The organism is Synechocystis sp. PCC 7339 (genome assembly GCF_019924095.1).
GTDB lineage: Bacteria > Cyanobacteriota > Cyanobacteriia > Cyanobacteriales > Microcystaceae > Synechocystis.
Genome location: NZ_CP063659.1, coordinates 3,178,688 through 3,197,878 on the forward strand (window position 1 = coordinate 3,178,688; position 19,191 = coordinate 3,197,878).

16 protein-coding genes are annotated in these 19,191 nt (G+C 51.9%); 14 read left to right on the top strand and 2 right to left on the bottom strand.

Annotated elements, in window-relative coordinates; translation table 11 throughout:
* The first annotated feature begins 42 nt into the window (after nucleotides 1–42).
* Nucleotides 43–1,161, top strand: a complete 1,119-nt coding sequence (locus IQE94_RS15010) for an FAD-binding oxidoreductase (protein WP_223342239.1) — start codon at nucleotides 43–45, stop codon at nucleotides 1,159–1,161.
* Between the two features lie 84 nt (nucleotides 1,162–1,245).
* On the opposite strand, the gene nblS is transcribed toward IQE94_RS15010, so the two are convergent.
* Nucleotides 1,246–3,240, bottom strand: coding sequence for a two-component system sensor histidine kinase NblS (gene nblS, locus IQE94_RS15015; RefSeq protein ID WP_223342240.1), 1,995 nt, complete (start codon nucleotides 3,238–3,240; stop codon nucleotides 1,246–1,248).
* A 195-nt stretch (nucleotides 3,241–3,435) separates the two neighbouring features.
* Here nblS and IQE94_RS15020 point away from each other — a divergent pair, with 195 nt between their 5' ends.
* The 4 genes from IQE94_RS15020 (at nucleotide 3,436) to IQE94_RS15035 (ending at nucleotide 6,982) form a co-directional block, all read left to right on the top strand.
* Nucleotides 3,436–3,861: a photosystem I reaction center subunit II PsaD gene (locus IQE94_RS15020; RefSeq protein ID WP_010871317.1), complete on the top strand. Its 426-nt coding sequence runs from the start codon at nucleotides 3,436–3,438 to the stop codon at nucleotides 3,859–3,861.
* A gap of 121 nt (nucleotides 3,862–3,982) precedes the next feature.
* On the top strand, nucleotides 3,983–5,509 hold the full coding sequence (gene trpE, locus IQE94_RS15025; RefSeq protein ID WP_223343233.1) for an anthranilate synthase component I: 1,527 nt from the start codon (nucleotides 3,983–3,985) through the stop codon (nucleotides 5,507–5,509).
* Nucleotides 5,510–5,598: 89 nt separating this feature from the next.
* Nucleotides 5,599–6,507 carry a geranylgeranyl diphosphate synthase CrtE gene (gene crtE, locus IQE94_RS15030; protein WP_212720555.1) on the top strand — a complete coding sequence of 303 codons (909 nt, stop codon included), beginning with the start codon at nucleotides 5,599–5,601 and terminating at the stop codon, nucleotides 6,505–6,507.
* A 79-nt stretch (nucleotides 6,508–6,586) separates the two neighbouring features.
* Entirely contained in the window at nucleotides 6,587–6,982 is a 396-nt protein-coding gene (locus IQE94_RS15035; protein ID WP_223342241.1) for a hypothetical protein, read from the top strand.
* Here IQE94_RS15035 and IQE94_RS15040 read toward each other — a convergent pair.
* Entirely contained in the window at nucleotides 6,979–7,836 is an 858-nt protein-coding gene (locus IQE94_RS15040) for a CPBP family intramembrane glutamic endopeptidase (protein ID WP_212720552.1), read from the bottom strand. The genes IQE94_RS15035 and IQE94_RS15040 overlap by 4 nt on opposite strands.
* Before the next feature lie 182 nt (nucleotides 7,837–8,018).
* Here IQE94_RS15040 and phoU point away from each other — a divergent pair, with 182 nt between their 5' ends.
* From phoU to ychF, 9 genes are all read left to right on the top strand, one after another.
* Nucleotides 8,019–8,693: a phosphate signaling complex protein PhoU gene (gene phoU, locus IQE94_RS15045; protein WP_212720550.1), complete on the top strand. Its 675-nt coding sequence runs from the start codon at nucleotides 8,019–8,021 to the stop codon at nucleotides 8,691–8,693.
* Between the two features lie 161 nt (nucleotides 8,694–8,854).
* Nucleotides 8,855–9,310 (top strand): ribosome maturation factor RimP, encoded by a 456-nt coding sequence (gene rimP / locus IQE94_RS15050; RefSeq protein ID WP_212720548.1) that lies wholly within the window; start codon nucleotides 8,855–8,857, stop codon nucleotides 9,308–9,310.
* A 79-nt stretch (nucleotides 9,311–9,389) separates the two neighbouring features.
* Nucleotides 9,390–10,766, top strand: a complete 1,377-nt coding sequence (nusA, locus tag IQE94_RS15055) for a transcription termination factor NusA (RefSeq protein ID WP_223342242.1) — start codon at nucleotides 9,390–9,392, stop codon at nucleotides 10,764–10,766.
* 73 nt (nucleotides 10,767–10,839) lie between these two features.
* Nucleotides 10,840–11,094 (top strand): YlxR family protein, encoded by a 255-nt coding sequence (locus IQE94_RS15060; protein WP_190597250.1) that lies wholly within the window; start codon nucleotides 10,840–10,842, stop codon nucleotides 11,092–11,094.
* 259 nt (nucleotides 11,095–11,353) lie between these two features.
* On the top strand, nucleotides 11,354–14,371 hold the full coding sequence (infB, locus tag IQE94_RS15065) for a translation initiation factor IF-2 (protein ID WP_223342243.1): 3,018 nt from the start codon (nucleotides 11,354–11,356) through the stop codon (nucleotides 14,369–14,371).
* A 1-nt stretch (nucleotide 14,372) separates the two neighbouring features.
* A complete protein-coding gene (locus IQE94_RS15070; RefSeq protein ID WP_212720541.1) occupies nucleotides 14,373–15,041 on the top strand; it encodes a glutathione S-transferase family protein in 669 nt (222 codons plus the stop codon).
* 183 nt (nucleotides 15,042–15,224) lie between these two features.
* Entirely contained in the window at nucleotides 15,225–17,465 is a 2,241-nt protein-coding gene (gene glgX, locus IQE94_RS15075) for a glycogen debranching protein GlgX (RefSeq protein ID WP_212720540.1), read from the top strand.
* A 63-nt stretch (nucleotides 17,466–17,528) separates the two neighbouring features.
* Nucleotides 17,529–17,951, top strand: coding sequence for a hypothetical protein (locus IQE94_RS15080; protein ID WP_212720539.1), 423 nt, complete (start codon nucleotides 17,529–17,531; stop codon nucleotides 17,949–17,951).
* 137 nt (nucleotides 17,952–18,088) lie between these two features.
* Nucleotides 18,089–19,180: a redox-regulated ATPase YchF gene (gene ychF / locus IQE94_RS15085; protein WP_212720537.1), complete on the top strand. Its 1,092-nt coding sequence runs from the start codon at nucleotides 18,089–18,091 to the stop codon at nucleotides 19,178–19,180.
* Nucleotides 19,181–19,191: the final 11 nt, after the last annotated feature.

Here is a 19,191-nt window from a genome sequence, read left to right on the forward strand (position 1 = left end):
TTTCCCCTATGATCAGATTTTCAGCAGCAGCCAAGTTCACCAATGCCAAAAATAGCCATTGTGGGGGCTGGGGTTGTGGGGGCTACCATTGCCTACGAACTAAGCCTCATGCCAGGGTTAACCATTGACCTGTTTGATGCCCAGGAGCCAGCCCAAGGAGCAACCGGAGCGGCCCTCGGTATTTTGATGGCGGTTATTAGTCAGAAAACCAAGGGCCGGGGTTGGCGCTTGCGGGAACAGAGTTTACAGAGATACCGCACCCTTTTACCCGAACTAGAAGCGGCTACAGGCAAAACCATTGCCGGCGATCGCCAAGGGTTAGTGAAAATCTTGCTGGAAGCGGATTGGCCCCGCTGGCAACAACTGCAAACTGTGCGTCAGAGTCAGGGCTATCCCCTGGAGTTATGGACGAAGGCGGAAGTTGAACAGAAACTATCAGGTTGGTCTTTGCGTTACGAGGCCATGGCAGGGGCAATCTATTCCCCCTGGGATTGGCAAATTCAGCCCCAAGCCCTCACCCAAAGGTTGATTGAAGCGGCTCAACAACAGGGAGTGCGTTGCCATTTCCAGCAAGCTGTTCATCCTCTGCCTCCGGCCACTGCTAGTGGAAATTGCCAGAGTCTGCAAGCTGGCCAAGATGACTTTCCGGTGGACTACGTTATCGTCACCGCTGGCCTGGGCAGTGATCCTTTGGTGACCAATAAAAATAGTAATGATCAACCATTACAGTTACAGCCAGTGATTGGCCAAGCCTTTCTACTGCAATTTGCCGACGCCGATAATCCACTCCACCATTCCCTTTGGCGATCGGTCTTGACCACAGAAGATATTCACCTCGTCCCCCTGGCTAATGGCCAATTTTGGTTGGGAGCCACCGTCGAATTTCCCACTGACTGTCCCAACGGAGAACCTAATACTGAACTAAGGGAAAACCTTTGGCAACAGGCGATCTCTTATTATCCATTTTTAGAACGGGCAGAAATCATTAATTATTGGAGTGGGAAACGTCCTCGACCAGTGGGGGAAAGTGCGCCGGTAATCCGCCCCCTCGATGGCTATGACAATGTTCTCTTGGCGACTGGCCATTACCGCAATGGTGTGCTCCTTGCCCCAGGCACAGCCCAGGAAGCAAAAACTTGGTTAAAAGCAAAACTAACCTAAAGATCGATAGATCGCTCAAAACCACGGACCGGAGAGAACTTGGGCATAAATTTTGCGTTTAAACTAGCGCCGCCAAAGAAGAAGCTAGCCCACCACCATCAACATGGATTGATATACCGCCAGATCGAACCAAAAGGTGGTACCTACCCCCACCTCACTGACCAAATGGATTTGGCTTTGGTGTTTGGCGATGATGTTTTTGACAATGGAAAGCCCCAACCCCGTACCTTCTAGAGTGTGGACCCGATTTTCCACCCGAAAGAAACGCTCAAAAATAGCCGCTTGATCCTCTGGGTCAATGCCGATGCCAGTGTCGGAAATTTCCACCCGTACTAGCCCTGGGCCATCTTCCGGCCGGAGGTTACTGCGGTGGAGGGCATAGGCCCGGACAATAATTTTCCCCCCAGCTTTAGTGAATTTAAAGGAATTGCCAATTAAATTGGTCATTACCTGCAGTAGTAGGTCGTAGTTGCCCAGGGCCAGGGGTAGATCCGGATCCAAGATTTTTTCTAACTGTAGTTGTTTGTCCTTAGCGTTGAGTTGGTAACTACGTAAACTTTGCTCAATTAATTGGTGCAGATCCACCGCATCCAACTGGTAAATTTTTGAGGATTCCAGCCGGGATAAATCCAACACATCGTTGACCAATCGGCTCAGGCGATCGGTTTCGTGGTTAGCGGTTTCTAGAAATTCTTTGCGCTCCACTTCACTCAAATCCTCCCCAAACTCACTCAAGGTTTCAATGAAGGATTTGATGTTGAATAGGGGAGTACGTAGTTCATGGGAAACATTACTGATGAACTGACTTTTGGCCTCATTTAATTCCACTTCCCTGGTAATGTCCTGCACCGTCATGACAATGCCCCGTAAATTTTCCCTATTTTGATCCAACACCTGGGTCAACATCAGACGAATGGTGCGGGGAAACGGCTGGGTGAGGCTAATGCGAAATTCTTCCGGGGCGTAGGTTTTATCCTGTTCCTCTTCTTCTTGGGGCCTATGGCCAGGTGCAAACAGCAGGCTTCCCTGATCAGCGGCCAATTCCCTCAGGGGTTGGGTCAGTTGGGCAGTAATTTCCGGTGGCAAATTTTCCAGTAAATTTTCGCCAATGATGGACTTATTTTCCCAGGCAAATAAACGACGAGCAGTAGGATTGACCAACAATAGTTCTAAGTTTGTATCTACCAACATGGCCCCATCGGCGATCGTGGAAACAAGGGTATCCAGTTTTGCTTTTTCCGCAGTTAACTCTTCAATGTTTTGGGCTTCATAACGCTCCAGCCTCTCCGCCATCTCGTTGAAGTTAACAATTAATTCCCCCAATTCCCCTCCGAAGGGCAGGGTAATTCTCTGCTTAAAGTTGCCGGCGGCGATGTTCTTTACCCCCAGCAATAATTCCTTAATCGGTTGGGTAATGGTGAGGGCATTGAATACAGCCCCGAGAATTACCATCACCCAGATAGAAATAAAAACAGCAATAGTCACATCCCTGGTTAAGTTGGAAGAGTTGACCGCAGCGGGGTTGGGGTTAATGCCGATCGCCAGAACTCCGAGGGACTTGCCCTGGTATTGCAGGGGAATGAAGACATCAGTGACATCGCCATTGGGGGTGTGGTGTTGCCGCACAAAGGGCTGGTCAAAGTTGTGGGGATCAATCTGGGGCAATTCGATGCGCCGCTCTAGGGTGAGGGAGTTTTGGACAGTTTCTTCGGAATAGGGAATGCCAAAAAAGATCTTGCCGGAGGGGTCAGCATAGATCATGTAGCGGAGATTAGAGGTATTTTCGTAAAAGCGACTGGAAAACCGGGCCACTTCCGTCAAATTTTTATCGGCAATCATCGGGGCAACATTGGCCGCCAACAACAAACCCACATCCCGGCCAAAACGAGTATCCACCAACTGAGCATCCTCTTGGATAGTATTCACCGCCCAAAAAGTTAGCCCACTCATCAATAGGGACACTACCAAGGTGGCCGCCGCCATCAACCGGGTTTGCAGGTTAAACTCAGACCACCATTTCTGCAGAAAAACCTGCAGGGTCTGTAAAATTGCCGTCGGATTGGACACAGAAGTCCCCATAATCTCCTTGCCAAAACTCCTATGATTCTATCTTGATTACACCAACCTACTAGGCGTTCTAACAGAGATCCCCTACCCGGTGCAGCGGGGGACAAAATTTGCTGAAATGTTACAGTTCTTGACAAAGCCAGATGGTAACCGTAGGTCAGTGGTAGGATTCCCTAAAATACCTTATGAAATTCCATTTTCATCCCTATGACAGAACTCTCTGGACAACCGCCTAAATTCGGTGGCAGCACTGGTGGACTTCTCTCCAAAGCCAACCGGGAAGAAAAGTATGCCATCACCTGGACCAGCGCCTCTGAACAAGTTTTTGAAATGCCCACCGGCGGCGCAGCCATCATGAATGAAGGGGAAAATCTCCTTTATCTGGCCCGTAAAGAACAATGTTTAGCCCTGGGGACCCAGCTACGGACAAAATTTAAACCCAAAATTCAAGACTACAAAATTTACCGTGTTTATCCCAGCGGTGAAGTTCAATACCTGCACCCTGCCGATGGCGTTTTCCCTGAAAAAGTCAACGAAGGTCGGGAAGCCCAAGGTACCAAAACCCGTCGCATTGGCCAAAATCCAGAACCTGTAACCATCAAGTTCTCCGGTAAAGCCCCCTACGAGGTTTAGTTCCTGGCGATATTTGCTTGCGGAACTTGCACAATTGGCAGAAGTTTAACTAACGGGCGAATTTGTTAAAGGCACCACTGAACCTTTGACAGTTCGCTCTTTCACTGTTGGCAAAGGTTTTATGATTTCCCCTGGGTTTTCTCACTTCACTGAACTCGCCCAACAGGGCAATTTTATTCCGGTGTATCAAGAATGGGTGGCGGATTTAGAAACACCAGTTTCAGCCTGGTATAAAGTTTGCTCCACCCAACCCTACAATTTTCTGTTGGAGTCGGTGGAAGGGGGAGAAAATATTGGCCGCTATAGCTTCCTTGGTTGTGACCCCATGTGGGTATTGGAAGCCAGGGGGACGGTAACCAATTTAGTTTGGCGGGATGGCCAGAAGCAGACATTTGAGGGTAATCCCCTAGATATTTTGTCCCAATGTTTGGAATCAATTCGCCCGGTGAATTTACCCCAGTTACCTCCAGGCATTGGTGGGTTGTTTGGGGTTTGGGGCTATGAGTTGATTCGCTGGATGGAACCCAGAGTTCCCGTTTATGAACCCCAGCCGCAAGACCTACCAGACGGCATTTGGATGCAGGTGGATCATCTGCTGATTTTTGACCAGGTAAAACGCAAAATTTGGGCGATCGCCTTTGCGGATCTACGGGGAGAGAACGTGGATCTTGAAGCCGCCTATCAAGCGGCCTGTCAACGGGTGACCAAATTGGTTCTGCAATTGCAACTGCCCCTGCCCCCCGATGCTACCCCTCTAGAGTTATTGAGCCCAGGACAGCTTCAGGGCAAAGAACTGCACTACGCTAGCAATACGGAACGGGGCAAATTTTTAGAGGAAGTGACCACTGCTAAGGATTACATCACTGCGGGGGATATTTTCCAGGTGGTGCTTTCCCAAAGACTTTCTACTATTTATCGGGATGATCCCTTTCAACTATATCGTTCCCTACGGCTGATTAACCCTTCCCCCTACATGGCCTATTACAACTTTGGCCATTGGCAAATTATTGGCTCCAGTCCGGAGGTCATGGTGAAGGCGGAGCGGCAACCGGACGGGAAACTCGTAGCTACGGTTAGGCCCATTGCGGGTACTAGACCCAGGGGCACAATCCCCCTAGAGGATGAACAGTTAGCGGAAGAATTGCTCAATGATCCCAAGGAAATTGCCGAACACGTCATGCTAGTAGACCTAGGGCGCAACGATTTAGGGCGTGTCTGTGTCCAGGGTTCCGTGATAGTGGATGAGCTCATGGTGATTGAACGCTACTCCCATGTCATGCACATTGTCAGTAACGTCATTGGGGAAATGGCTGCCGATAAAACAGCCTGGGATCTGTTGAAGGCCTGTTTTCCCGCTGGCACTGTCAGTGGTGCGCCCAAAATCCGGGCTATGGAAATTATTAATGAACTGGAACCGGAACGGCGGGGGCCCTACTCTGGGGTCTATGGTTATTACGATTTTGAAGGGCAATTAAACACGGCGATCGCCATTCGCACCATGGTGGTGCAGGAACAGGCGGATGGAACCCATCGGGTGTCGGTGCAGGCCGGAGCGGGCATTGTGGCGGATTCCGATCCCCAAAAGGAGTACGAAGAAACCCTCAATAAAGCCCGGGGCCTCTTGGAAGCCATTCGTGCCTTATCCTAGGTTTCTTCCATCACCCCTACCTGTAAAATGGGCCGTAGTTGCCGCCCCCGGCCATTGCCCAACACCGTTATTTAGTATCCAGTGACAGTATGGTTGCCCAACAAACACGAACCGACTTTGATTTAGCCCAATACTTACAAGTTAAAAAAGGCGTAGTCGAGGCAGCCCTAGACAGTTCCCTGGCGATCGCCCGCCCCGAAAAGATTTACGAAGCCATGCGCTACTCTCTCTTGGCGGGGGGGAAACGACTGCGCCCTATCCTATGCATTACGGCCTGTGAACTATGTGATGGCGATGAAGCCCTGGCTCTGCCCACGGCCTGTGCCCTGGAAATGATTCATACCATGTCCCTCATCCATGACGATTTGCCCTCCATGGATAATGACGATTTTCGCCGGGGGAAACCCACTAATCATAAGGTGTACGGGGAAGACATTGCCATTTTGGCCGGGGATGGACTGCTAGCATATGCGTTTGAGTATGTGGTCACCCATACACCCCAAGCCGATCCCCAAGCTTTACTCCAGGTTATTGCCCGTTTAGGTCGCACCGTGGGTGCTGCCGGTTTAGTGGGGGGTCAAGTCCTAGATCTCGAATCGGAGGGACGCACAGACATTACGCCGGAAACTTTAACTTTTATCCACACCCATAAAACCGGAGCGTTACTGGAAGCTTCCGTGCTCACTGGCGCGATTTTGGCGGGGGCCAGTGGAGAGCAACAACAGAGATTGGCTCACTATGCCCAAAATATTGGCTTGGCTTTTCAAGTGGTGGACGACATCCTCGACATCACCGCCACCCAGGAAGAATTGGGTAAAACCGCCGGTAAAGATGTCAAAGCCCAAAAGGCCACCTATCCCAGTCTGCTCGGTTTGGACGCTTCCCGGGCCCAGGCCCAAAGTTTGATTGACCAAGCCATTGCCGCCCTGGAACCCTTTGGCCCCTCCGCCCAGCCTCTCCAGGCGATCGCCGAATATATTGTTGCCCGAAAGTATTGATCCCTTGCTTTGGGCTAGTTTCTCGTTATGCTAGGGACAGTTTGCTCTGTTCAATGCATTAACTGAACTCACACTAGCCATGCTGGGAAATTTTCAACATAGTCAACTCCGCCTTGAAGTGGAAGCGGCGGCGCCGGTAATTCGGGACAGCTTAACCAAAATTCCCCAACTGCGCCAATGGTTAGCGCCCCTGCCCCTGGGGGAAGGTTTACCAGAACGTCTAATCCCCGGTGTTACCCTCCACACTGGCATTGGTTTAGCCACGCTAACCCAAACGGTGGATAGGGTGGGGGACGACCATTTGCGGCTCATACTTAGTGGAGCCATTGACGGTTTCCATGAATGGTACTGGGGCGATGGCTGGGTGCAATCCCGCTTGGAAGGCATTTCCCTGTTGCCCCTAAATTTGGGCCAGACGGTGAGTTTATTGAAGTTGCGGCAATTCGTCACCGGAGTTAAGGTCCAGTCTGTTTAAACTGAGGCTTTCTGTCCCCGGCTCACCAGCCAGAGTAAAAGGGATAGACCGGCAATGCCCATCACGCCAGAGAGGGGATTTTGATCAATGCCCGTTACCCAAGTCGGCACCCTATCGGTATAGCTGACCAATTGCCCCACATTGATAATGTAATAGGCCCACACCAATCCTCCATGGAGACCAATGCAGTGCCCCAGGCGATCGCCGTGGCGGCGTTTAGTGACCACCAAGCTCAAACCCAACAACACCAATGCAGGAAATTGGGGGAGGGTGCGGATTACTTCCCCCAGGGGCTTAAGAAAATGGAGCACAGCAAAAATAACGGCATTACTGCCCAGAGCAACTCCCCTGCTGTAACCCTGGTCCAACTCCTTCAGCAACCAGCCCCGAAAAAAGAGTTCTTCCGCCAGGGCCACCCCTAGCCCCGTCAGGCTTCCCTGCAAAATAATCACCCAGAGGCTATCGCCAGCGGGTTCCAGCACCGCCCAGCCCAATAAAGCCTGGATGATAAACAAGCCGGAGGTAAAACCAAAACCCAGCCCCAACCCCCGCAATAGCTCCAATCCTTGGCGGCGGTTCCAACCCAGGCCGTACTCCCCATAGGCCTTGAGGGACAGCGGCGTTTGGTAACACCAATGACTCCAAAAAATTAGCAGGACGAGGAAAATTAAAAATAAAATTCCCATCACCACAATGGAACGCAAATTTGCATCGGCGATCGCCAGGGATAGGGGCAGCAAAAACGGCAACCAAGCAAGGGCCAACAGTAAAATGAACACACCCATCCTCAATGGGGGAGCCAGCCGCGCCATGGCTTGGCCGTTCAACCTAAAATTAACGACGGATTTGGGCATGCGGGTCTTCCTGAATAAGCTCAATGGTTCGTTGCTAGGAACCCTTAATAAAGTCCTATTCTGCCCCTTAAATTAACCCATTAAAACCGGGACTTTTGGACAAAGTTAAATACTTAGGCAGACTTGATGCCCCGTCCCCGCTCCCAGTTTTTTCCGTTGCTCTCTCCATCCCCATTTGCACCATGGCCGCCAGTTTATCCCAACAGATTAACAATCCCGAACGTAGTTATTTTGAGCAAGCCCTCAAGCGGGTGGAGCAGGACGTACTCCGCATGGGAGCTTTGGTGGAGGAATCCTTCCGCATGAGCCATCAGGCCCTGTTTGAGAATAGATTGGAAACCCCCCTCAAAATTGCCGAATTGGAAAAGGAAATTGATCGCCTCTACCGCCATATTGAACAGGAATGCGCCAGTTTTCTCACCCTCCAGGCCCCCGTGGCCCAAGATTTACGCCTACTCAGCGCCATTATGCAATTGGTACGGGACTTGGAAAGAATTGGCGACTATGCCCAGGATTTGGGGGAAATTGCCATGAAGTTGACCCGTTACCCCCCCCATCCCTGTATGGACGAAATTGCCGCCATGGCCTGGCAAGCCCAACACATGTTAGACCAAAGCCTCGTTTGCCTGACCCAGCTAGACCCCAACGCCGGGGAAATTGTCAAAAAAATGGACGACGTGGTGGATGATGCCTACGATCGCCTTTATAAAACCCTCGCCTTCCAGAGGGATATCAAAGGCGTAGTGGAGCCAATTTTGCTCATGTCCCTGGTTATCCGCCACCTGGAAAGAATGGCCGACCATGCCACCAACATTGCCCAACGGGTTTCCTATATCGTCACAGGTAAACGGGAATGAGGCCCGGCGATCGATTGGGGACTGGGGAGATTCGGTCTGATGGCCACGAAGATTTGCTAAACTAGATGGAGAGTAGACACGCAACGGTGCGGTCTGCCCCAATCTTGGACTTTTTTCCAGAAGTGGGTGTCCCCCGCTTTTTTTATGCCCAATTGTATTCAATGACCCATCCCGTAATTCCCGACATTCTTGCATTAGCACAGCCCATTGCTGAGGATTTGGGGCTGGAGGTGACGGATGCGGTGTTCCAAACCAATAAACGTCCACCGGTGTTGCGGATTGATATCCGTAATCTCCAGCAGGATACTAGCCTAAATGACTGTGAAGCCTTTAGTCGGAGCTTTGACGCCCAATTGGAGGCAAGCAGTTTAATAGCCAGCGCCTACGTGTTGGAAGTTTCTAGCCCAGGCATTTCCCCCTACCTCGCCACGGAGCGAGATTTTATTGCCTTTAAAGGGTTTGAAGTAGTGGTTACCAGTGACAATCCCCACCAGGGTCAAAGTCAATGGCAGGGGAGTTTACAGGGGCGAGATGGAGAGGCGGTGTACTTGAGCATTAGGGGAAGAACCGTAGCTATTCCTCTGACAGCGGGATTAACGGTGCGGCTACCCCATTGATTGATTGACCTCAGAATCTAGCCAGTCTAGCTCTGGGGACGGCCTAGAGCCTTATCGCAAATATTTTGGAGGATTTTCCATGTCTCTTGTCAGTTTACCGGGGCTCCCGGCCATGATCAGTGAAATTAGTAAGCGCAATAATTTGCCCACCACGGCAGTGGAAGAAGCCCTACGGGAAGCTTTATTGAAGGGCTACGAACGTTTTCGGCGATCGCAGTTGATGGGGCACCAATTCCCCGAAGAATATTTCAATAACTTTGAGGTGGAACTAGACACGGAGGAAGAGGGCTTTCGGGTGCTTTCCACCAAGCGCATTGTGGAGGAAGTGGAAAATTCTGACCAACAAATTTCCCTCAAGGAAGTGCTAGAAGTGGCCCAGGAAGCCCAACTAGGGGACGAGGTGGTGTTGGATGTGACCCCGGAACAGAAAGATTTTGGGCGCATGGCCGCCATTCAAACTAAGCAGGTATTACTGCAAAAACTGCGGGATCAACAGCGGAAAATTATCCAAGAGGAATTCCAGGATCTGGAGGGGTCAGTGCTCAATGCCCGGGCCCTTCGATTTGAACGTCAATCGATCATTGTGGCGGTGCAGAGTAGTTTTGGCCAACCAGAAGTGGAAGCGGAATTGCCCAAGCGGGAGCAGTTACCCAACGATAATTACCGGGCTAATTCCACTTTCCGGGTGTATCTCAAACGGGTACGGGAAGGCTCCCAACGGGGCCCCCAATTGGTAGTCTCCCGGGCGGCGGCTGGTTTGGTGGTGGACCTTTTCAGTGTGGAAGTGCCGGAAATTGAAGAAGAGGTGGTGCGTATCGTGGCAGTGGCTCGGGAAGCCAAACCCCCTTCCCCTTCGGTGGGGCCCCGCACCAAAATTGCAGTGGATACCCTGGAGCGAGATGTGGACCCGGTGGGAGCTTGCATTGGCGCCCGGGGTTCCCGGATCCATGCGGTGGTCAATGAACTGCGGGGAGAAAAAATTGATGTGATCCGTTGGTCCCCAGACCCAGCTACCTACATTGCCCAGGCCCTCAGTCCAGCCCGGGTAGACCAGGTTTACCTCATCCATGCGGAGGAGCGCCATGCCCTGGTAATTGTGGCGGAGGATCAACTCAGCTTGGCGATCGGGAAGGAGGGGCAAAATGTCCGCTTGGCGGCCCGTTTAACTGGGTGGAAAATTGACATCAAAGACCCTGAAACCTATGCCCGGGATAAGGAGGCCATTGAACAATCTATTTTGGAACGGGCGGCGGCTTCGGCCCAGGCCAGGGCAGAACGGGAAGCCGCGGAACAGGAGGCCCAAGCTAAATTAGAAGCGGAAATGGCCGCCCTCCAAGCGGAAGAAGCAGAAGAGTTGGAGTCCACTACCGAGGCGATCGCCAGGGGGGAAGAAGAACTGGAGGAATCAGACCAAGACCAAGGGGCGGAGTTAGGGGAGGAAGAAGCGTTAAGCTAGGTAAGATTGACAATGACAGCTTTGCGCTAATTTGTCCTGACCATTTCTTGCCCATTCTTGCCCACCGTTGACCATGGCCCCCGGATACCGTCGTTGCCTCAGTTGCCGCAAAGTAGGCGATCGCCGACAATTTTGGCGAATTGTCAGAGTCTATCCATCCCGAACTGTACAATTAGATCACGGTATGGGGCGATCGGCTTATTTATGTCCGACCCATGACTGTCTGCGTAAGGCTCGCCACAAAAATCTGTTGGGGCGGGCCCTCCGAGCCCCAGTCCCCAGCCATCTCTTTGAGCAACTAGAAGCTCGTCTTCTCGCCACTCCCTGAGGCCCTGCCATAAACCCTCTCCCCATCCACCACCATGGATGCCTCTTGCCGAAACTTACCCAGCGGCAGTTATCGTTAGTTAGCATTAGGAGTAAGACCATCTACAATCTCGGCTTCACCTTATCAACTCCGCAAAGCGTTCCCGGGGACAATTCCCCTGGGAAGAGTTAGTGCTCTGTCTGTGCACCCAGTCTTTGCACTCACCTAAACCAATTTGTCACTTATTAAATTTATGGATCATTAGTCAGGGGGACAGTGGATGAACAACGCCAAAGTCAGAATTTATGACCTATCAAAAGAATTAAATCTGGAGAATCGAGATATTTTAGACATCTGCGAACGGCTCAACGTGGCCGCCAAAAGTCACAGCAGCACCATTAGTGAATCCGATGCGGAGCGCATCAAAGCGGCGGCCGAAAAATTCACCCCCCAGCAACCGAAGAAGCCTAGAGTGGCCGCTAAGCCAGAGTCGAAGGAGGATAAGTCAGATCCCAAACAACAGAAGATTTTAGCAATCCACCACAAACAGGAAAAATCCGGCGGTGCATTTCCGGCCCGCCCCACCCCTCCTCCCCGGCCAAAACTCCAAGCGCCGAAGGCTCCCACTCCGCCCCAGCCCCCCGTGGCCAAAGCTCCAGCCCCGAAGGTCCAGAAACAGGAAGATATTCCTAATGAGACCCCGAAGAGTGCTCCCCCTCCCCTGACTCCTCCCCCTGTACCCAGCCTACAAACGCCCCCCAGTAAGCCGGTTCTTCCCAGCTCCCCGGCGAAGAAAACTGCTGCGGCTCCCCGTTTAGCAGGGCCTCCCAGCCGCACTTCTAATCCCGGCAAGCCCGCTGCTCCAGCCAAGCCCAAAGCTAACCGCCCTGAAATTGTCAGTCTTAAGGACAACCGTGGTCAGAGTCGCTCCGCCAATAACGATAAAGAGGAAAAACTGGCGATCCCTGCTGGGGCCCCTAAGTCCAATAATGCCCCGGAGCCGCCCAAGCCCAAGGTAGAATTGCGCCGTCCCAAGCCCCCCCGGCCCGAAGAGGACGAGAATTTACCGGAATTGCTGGAATTTCCTCCCCTCAGTCGGGGTAAAGGGAGCGATGGGGATAACGATGGCGATGACGGTGATCTGCTCTCCACCGAAAAACCTAAGCCGAAGCTAAAACGTCCCACCCCTCCTCGCCTGGGTAAACCAGATCAATGGGAGGATGATGAAGACGAAAAAGCCAATAAAGCTAAGGCGGCCAACAAGGGCAAACGGCGGCCCAAAATGGACGACGATGACGATGACCTGGATATAGATGGGGATAATGGTCCCAAGCCCACCCTCGTCAGTCTTTCCATTGCCCGTCCTCCCAAACCAAAATCCTTGGCGGCTAAACCTAGCACCCCCACCGTGGCCAAGGTTAAGAAACCGACCCTCAAGTCCGAAGCCAGCAGTGGTAGCAGCAGCAGTTCCCGTAACCGTGGCGATCGCCGCGACCGGAAAGAAGTGGTGCAAAAACCAGAAGTGATCATGTTGGACCGGAGCTTAACTGTCCGGGATCTGGCGGATCTGTTAAAGGTTTCCGAAACGGACATCATCAAACGGCTCTTCCTCAAAGGGGTGGCGGTGCAAATTACCCAAACCCTGGACGAAGAAACCGCCCGCATGGTGGCCGAATCCTTTGAAGTGGCAGTGGAAACCCCCGAAAAAGTAGCCGCCGCTGCTAAAACCACAGAAATGCTCGACGAAGCAGATCTGGATAACCTGGTACGTCGTCCCCCCGTGGTTACCATCATGGGTCACGTAGACCACGGTAAAACTACCCTGTTGGACTCTATTCGGAAAACCAAGGTAGCCCAAGGGGAAGCAGGGGGCATTACCCAACACATTGGCGCTTACCACGTCGAAGTAGAGCACAACGACAAGAACGAACAGATTGTCTTCCTCGATACTCCTGGCCACGAAGCCTTTACCGCCATGCGGGCCCGGGGAGCTAAGGTTACGGACATTGCCATTCTGGTGGTGGCTGCCGATGACGGTGTGCAACCCCAAACCAAAGAGGCCATTAGCCATGCCAAGGCCGCTGGCGTGCCCTTAATTGTGGCCATCAACAAAGTCGATAAGCCCGAAGCCAATCCCGACCGGATTAAACAGGAGTTGTCCGAACTTGGTCTCCTGGCTGAGGAATGGGGCGGAGATACCATCATGGTGCCTGTCAGTGCCCTCAACGGCGATAACCTAGACGGCTTGCTAGAAATGATTCTGCTGGTGTCGGAAGTAGAAGAATTGGTGGCTAACCCCCAACGCCAAGCCAAAGGTACAGTAATCGAAGCTCACCTAGACCGCACCAGGGGCCCTGTGGCTACCCTCTTGATCCAAAATGGTACTCTCCGGGTTGGGGATGCCATTGTGGTGGGGGCTGTGTACGGCAAAATCCGAGCAATGATCGACGACCGGGGCGACAAGGTGGAAGAAGCCAGTCCTTCCTTCGCAGTGGAAATCCTTGGTCTGGGGGATGTGCCCGCCGCCGGGGATGAGTTTGAGGTCTTCACCAACGAAAAAGATGCCCGTCTCCAGGCCGAAGCTCGGGCCATGGAAGACCGTCAAACCCGTTTGCAACAGGCGATGTCTTCCCGCAAGGTGACCCTCAGCAGTATTTCTGCCCAGGCCCAGGAAGGGGAACTAAAGGAATTGAATATTATCCTCAAAGCGGACGTACAAGGTTCGGTGGGGGCGATTTTGGGTTCCTTGGAACAATTACCCCAAGGGGAAGTACAGATCCGCGTTCTGTTGGCATCCCCTGGCGAGGTAACGGAGACCGATGTGGATCTGGCTGCCGCCAGTGGAGCAATTATCATTGGCTTCAACACCACCCTGGCCAGTGGGGCCCGTCAAGCGGCCGACCAGGAAGGGGTGGACATTCGGGAATACGACATTATCTATAAGCTTCTGGATGACATCCAGGGGGCCATGGAGGGTCTATTGGATCCCGAAGAAATTGAGTCTTCCCTCGGAACGGCGGAAGTGCGGGCAGTCTTCCCTGTGGGTCGGGGCAACATTGCCGGTTGTTACGTCCAGTCGGGCAAAATTATTCGGAACCGTAACCTGCGGGTGCGTCGGGGTGACCAAGTGGTCTTTGAAGGCAACATCGATTCCCTCAAACGGATTAAGGAGGACGTGCGGGAAGTTAATGCCGGTTATGAATGCGGTATTGGCTGTAGCAAGTTCAACGATTGGAAAGAGGGAGACATCATCGAAGCCTATGAAATGACCATGAAGCGTCGCACATTGGCTACCTAGGATGTTGTTGCTCCAATTCAGCACTTCCCACTATTGCCGCAAAGCCAGGCTGGCTCTGGGTTATAAGGGAATTGTTTACCGAGTTAAAAATTTAACCCCCGGTATCCATGCCCTGCAACTTAAACCTAAGACCGGTGCCACTACGATGCCGGTTCTTTGTCCAGAACTCCCAGGGAAACCGGAATATATCAGTGATTCCAGCGAAATTTTCCGTTTTTTAGAGGAAATTTCCCCCGATCGCCGTTTATTTCCCCTGGATGCTGAACAAAGATTGAGGGCGCAATGGTTAGAAGATTGGTTGGATGAAAGCATTGGTACGGCAACCCGGTTTGTTTATTACGATTACCGAGCCGGGGCAGGCAAGGCCATTGATCCGTCCTTTGCCAGCCGGATCGTGATTCAAATTGTCCGCCGTCAGTACAGCATCAATGGCACCACCGTTGCCCTAGCCAAAAAACGATTAGCCCTAGCGTTCCAGGTGTTAGCTAGTTGGCAGGATCGGCCCTATCTTTGCGGTGACCAGTTGACCGTGGCCGATTTAACCGCCGCCGCTTTGCTCAGTCCCTTGGCACTGTTGCCGGCCTATCGTGAGTGCTTACCCTGGTTGTTCGAGCGCATTAGGTCAGTGCATTTAATTTGTGGAGAACCTTTACCACCGGGGCTAGATTGAGGAACGATGCCAGCCCATTGCCCCAGAGGGTTTTAACTCCCTCCTTTTTCCTTGCGGTTCTAGCCCAACTTCTTACCCCTAGCGAAGAAAAAAACATCCAACCATGGAGATCGGAATTGTTTCCCTTTTCCAAAGGTTTGCTAGCTTTAAAGGAAAGAGTCTGAACAATTTTTGGAATTGCCCGTGCCACAGTTGATACCTGTTCCCAACCTGTCCACCGATGTCCGCCTTGGCCAAACTTTTCCGTTAGGGGCAACGGTCTATGGCGATGGAGTTAATTTCTGCCTGTTTTCCAAACATGCGGAAAAGGTGACGCTATTGTTGTTCGATCGCCCTAATGATCCGGCCCCGGCCCGCACTATTGAGCTCCATCGAGGACAGAACCGGACTTTCTACTACTGGCATATTTTTGTGGCGGGTTTAAAGGCGGGGCAGGTTTATGCTTACCGTATTGATGGCCCCCACGAGCCAGAAAAGGGCCATCGTTTTGACCCAGATAAAGTTTTGCTCGATCCCTACGCCAAGGCGATCGCCGGTAAGGATATTTACGACCGCCAAGCGGCCATGGTTCCCGGAGATAACTGTGCCCAGGCCCTACGCAGTGTGGTGGTGGACACCAGTGTGTACGACTGGGAGGATGACCATGCTCCCCGCACGCCCTACGCCGCCAGCATTATCTACGAACTCCACGTGGGGGGCTTTACCCGCAACCCTAATTCCGGACTCAGTGAAAACAAACGGGGTACCTATGCCGGACTAATTGAAAAAATTCCCTATCTAAAGGAATTGGGTATTACAGCGGTAGAATTATTGCCGGTGCATTATTTCGACCCCGAAGACGCCCAACCGGGACTGACCAACTATTGGGGTTATAGCACCATCGGCTTTTTCGCTCCCCACCAGGGCTACAGTGCCGCCGATGATCCCCTGGAAGTGGTGGACGAATTTCGGGATATGGTCAAAGCCCTGCACAAAGAGGGCATAGAGGTAATTTTAGATGTGGTGTTTAACCATACGGCGGAGGGCAACGAAAATGGACCCACCCTTTCCTTCCGGGGCATTGATAACAAAACCTATTACATCCTGGATGAGGATAAAAATTTTTATAGTAACTACAGCGGTTGCGGCAACAGCGTCAAGGCCAATCACCCCGTGGTGGGGGGGTTAATCCTCGATTCCCTGCGTTACTGGGTATCGGAAATGCATGTGGATGGTTTCCGCTTTGACCTGGCTTCTGTGTTGGTGCGGGATACCAAAGGGGTGCCCCTCCATGGCAGTGAAATTGCCACCGCTAATATTATCTGGGCGATCGAATCCGATCCTATTTTGGCTGGCACCAAATTAATTGCCGAAGCCTGGGACGCGGCCGGTTTGTATAGCGTGGGGAAATTTGTGGAATTGGCAGACTGGTTTGCGGAATGGAATGGCCCCTTTCGAGATGATGTACGCCGTTTTGTCAAAGGGGACAATGGCACTGTACCCCTTTTAGCTAGCCGCCTACTGGGTAGCCCCGACATTTACTATCGCCAAGACACGGATATCAACCGCAGTATTAACTTTGTCACCTGCCATGACGGTTTCACCCTGGCAGATTTGGTTTCCTACAACGAAAAACACAACGAAGCCAACGGGGAAAATAATCGAGACGGCGCCAATGATAACTTTAGTTGGAACTGCGGTGTGGAAGGGGAAACCGACGATCCGAAAATCAATCAACTGCGACTGCGACAGATTAAAAATTTTCTCACCATTCTCTTTTTCTCCCAAGGCACGCCGATGTTACTGATGGGAGACCCAGTGGGGCGCACCCAAAAGGGCAACAATAACGGCTATTGCCAAGATAACGAGCTCAGTTGGTTCGACTGGAGCGGCGAAGAAACCCACAGCGACGAAACCCACTTTTTGCGGGGGATTATTGCCCTGACCCAAAAATTATCCCTCTTCCTTGAGGAAAGTTTATTGCCGGTGTTACATTTTGACCTGCCCCGCTTGCCCGATGAAAATCATGACTCCGAGGAGGATGCCCAGGATGGAGAAGAACCTGTTTATAAACCCCTCCCCCCGGTGGATGAAATGGCTCTGCGGCAAATGTATCTCAAGGCCACCAAGGATTTGCCTGGGCCCTGTGTGGTGTGGCAGGGGGTGAAACTGGCCCAGCCCGATTGGTCTTACACTTCCCACACCCTGGCGGCCACACTATTCTATCCAGCAGCCAAGGAAATTTTGCATCTAATTTTTAATGCCTATTGGGAGCCCATCAGTTTTGAGCTGCCTCCTTTGAATGATGGTATGGTGTGGCACCGACTGGTGGATACCTATCTGCCTACCCCGGCGGATTTTCAGGAACCGGAAATTGCTCCCCCCATTAAGAGCAATCTATATTGGGTTCAACCCCGCTCATCGGTGGTATTAATGGCAAAATAATGCCTCAATGGAGGTGTTTCTTGGGTTTTTGCCCAATTTCACTTTTGTCAGCTTACTAAAACAATGAAACTGATTAAGCAGATTTTGGCCTTTCTTTTGCTCTCTTTGGGGATGCCTTTAGGGCTTTACTGTGTGGTGGAAATATTTGATTCCACTAAGTCCCAGGAGGACCGGGATGGGGCCGCGGCGGCCCTGATGATTTTTGCTTTACCGATGAGTGCCATGGGGGGTGGGCTACTCTGGAGTGCAGTCCATGATGGCAGAAAGCAACGACAAAAAATAACCATGGAAGCCTCGGAGAACCTCAGAAAAATTTTCTTTCAAGTTCTGGAGGAGAACAAAAACACTATTACCGTCCTGGAATTTTGCAAGGCCGCAGAAATTGAAGGCAAGGAAGCCAAGGAATATTTAGACCAAAAGGCGATCGAGTTTAATGCCACATTTGAAGCTAGTGAGTCCGGCGGGATTGTCTATAAATTCCCTTAAATTTGAATTAAGTTCACTGAAGTTTCAGGCGGTTTAATGCTGTGGGAGAACTTCAATGTCATATAGTACCCACCTGATTTTGGTAAGATGGGGGACTGTTTTGCCCCCCATAATCATCCTCAAAATAGTTAGACATTATGCTTAGAGCTGGAATTGTTGGTCTGCCCAATGTGGGAAAATCTACCCTCTTTAACGCCCTGGTGGCCAATGCCAAGGCTGAAGCGGCCAACTTTCCCTTCTGCACCATCGAACCCAATGTGGGGGTGGTGTCTGTGCCGGACGATCGCCTGGGGAAATTGGCGGAGATTTCCCAATCGGTCAAGGTAGTTCCCACCCGAATGGAATTTGTCGATATTGCCGGTTTGGTGGCGGGGGCCAGTAAGGGGGAAGGATTAGGCAATCAATTCCTGGCCAATATCCGGGAAGTGGATGCCATTGTCCATGTGGTGCGCTGTTTTGATGACGATGACATTATCCATGTGGCGGGTTCTGTCGATCCGGTGCGGGATGTGGAAGTGATTGATCTAGAGTTGGTGCTGGCGGATTTAGCCCAGGTGGAAAAACGATTAGAACGCAGCCGCAAGCAAGCCCGGGGCAATAAGGACCTGTTGGAAGAAGTGGCCATCCTGGAAAAATTGGTCACTGCCCTCAATGAAGGCATCCCGGCTCGGCGGGTGGGGCTAACGGCGGAGGAACAGGAATTAATTAAATCCTTGGGTTTACTGACCCTCAAGCCGATTATCTATGCCACCAACGTCACTGAGGATGATTTGGCTAGTGGCAATGATTGGGTGGAACAGGTAAAGGCGATCGCCGCTAAGGATGAAGCGAAAGTGGTGGTGATTTCGGCCCAGGTGGAATCGGAACTGATCGAGTTGCGGGAGGAAGAACGACAGGACTTTTTGGCTAGCTTGGGGGTGACAGAAGGGGGATTAAAAGCCTTAATCCGAGCTACCTATGAACTGCTGGGGCTACGCACCTACCTCACCACGGGTCCCCAGGAAACCCGGGCTTGGACCATCATCAGCGGCATGAAAGCTCCTCAAGCAGCGGGGGTAATTCACACCGATTTTGAGCGGGGCTTTATCCGTGCAGAAACCGTGGCCTATGATGATCTAATTAACTGCGGCAGCATGCAGGGAGCTAAGGAAAAGGGCTTGGTACGCAGTGAAGGCAAAGAATATGTGGTGCAGGAAGGGGATGTGCTGCTCTTCCGCTTCAACGTCTAGGTTTTGAGCCC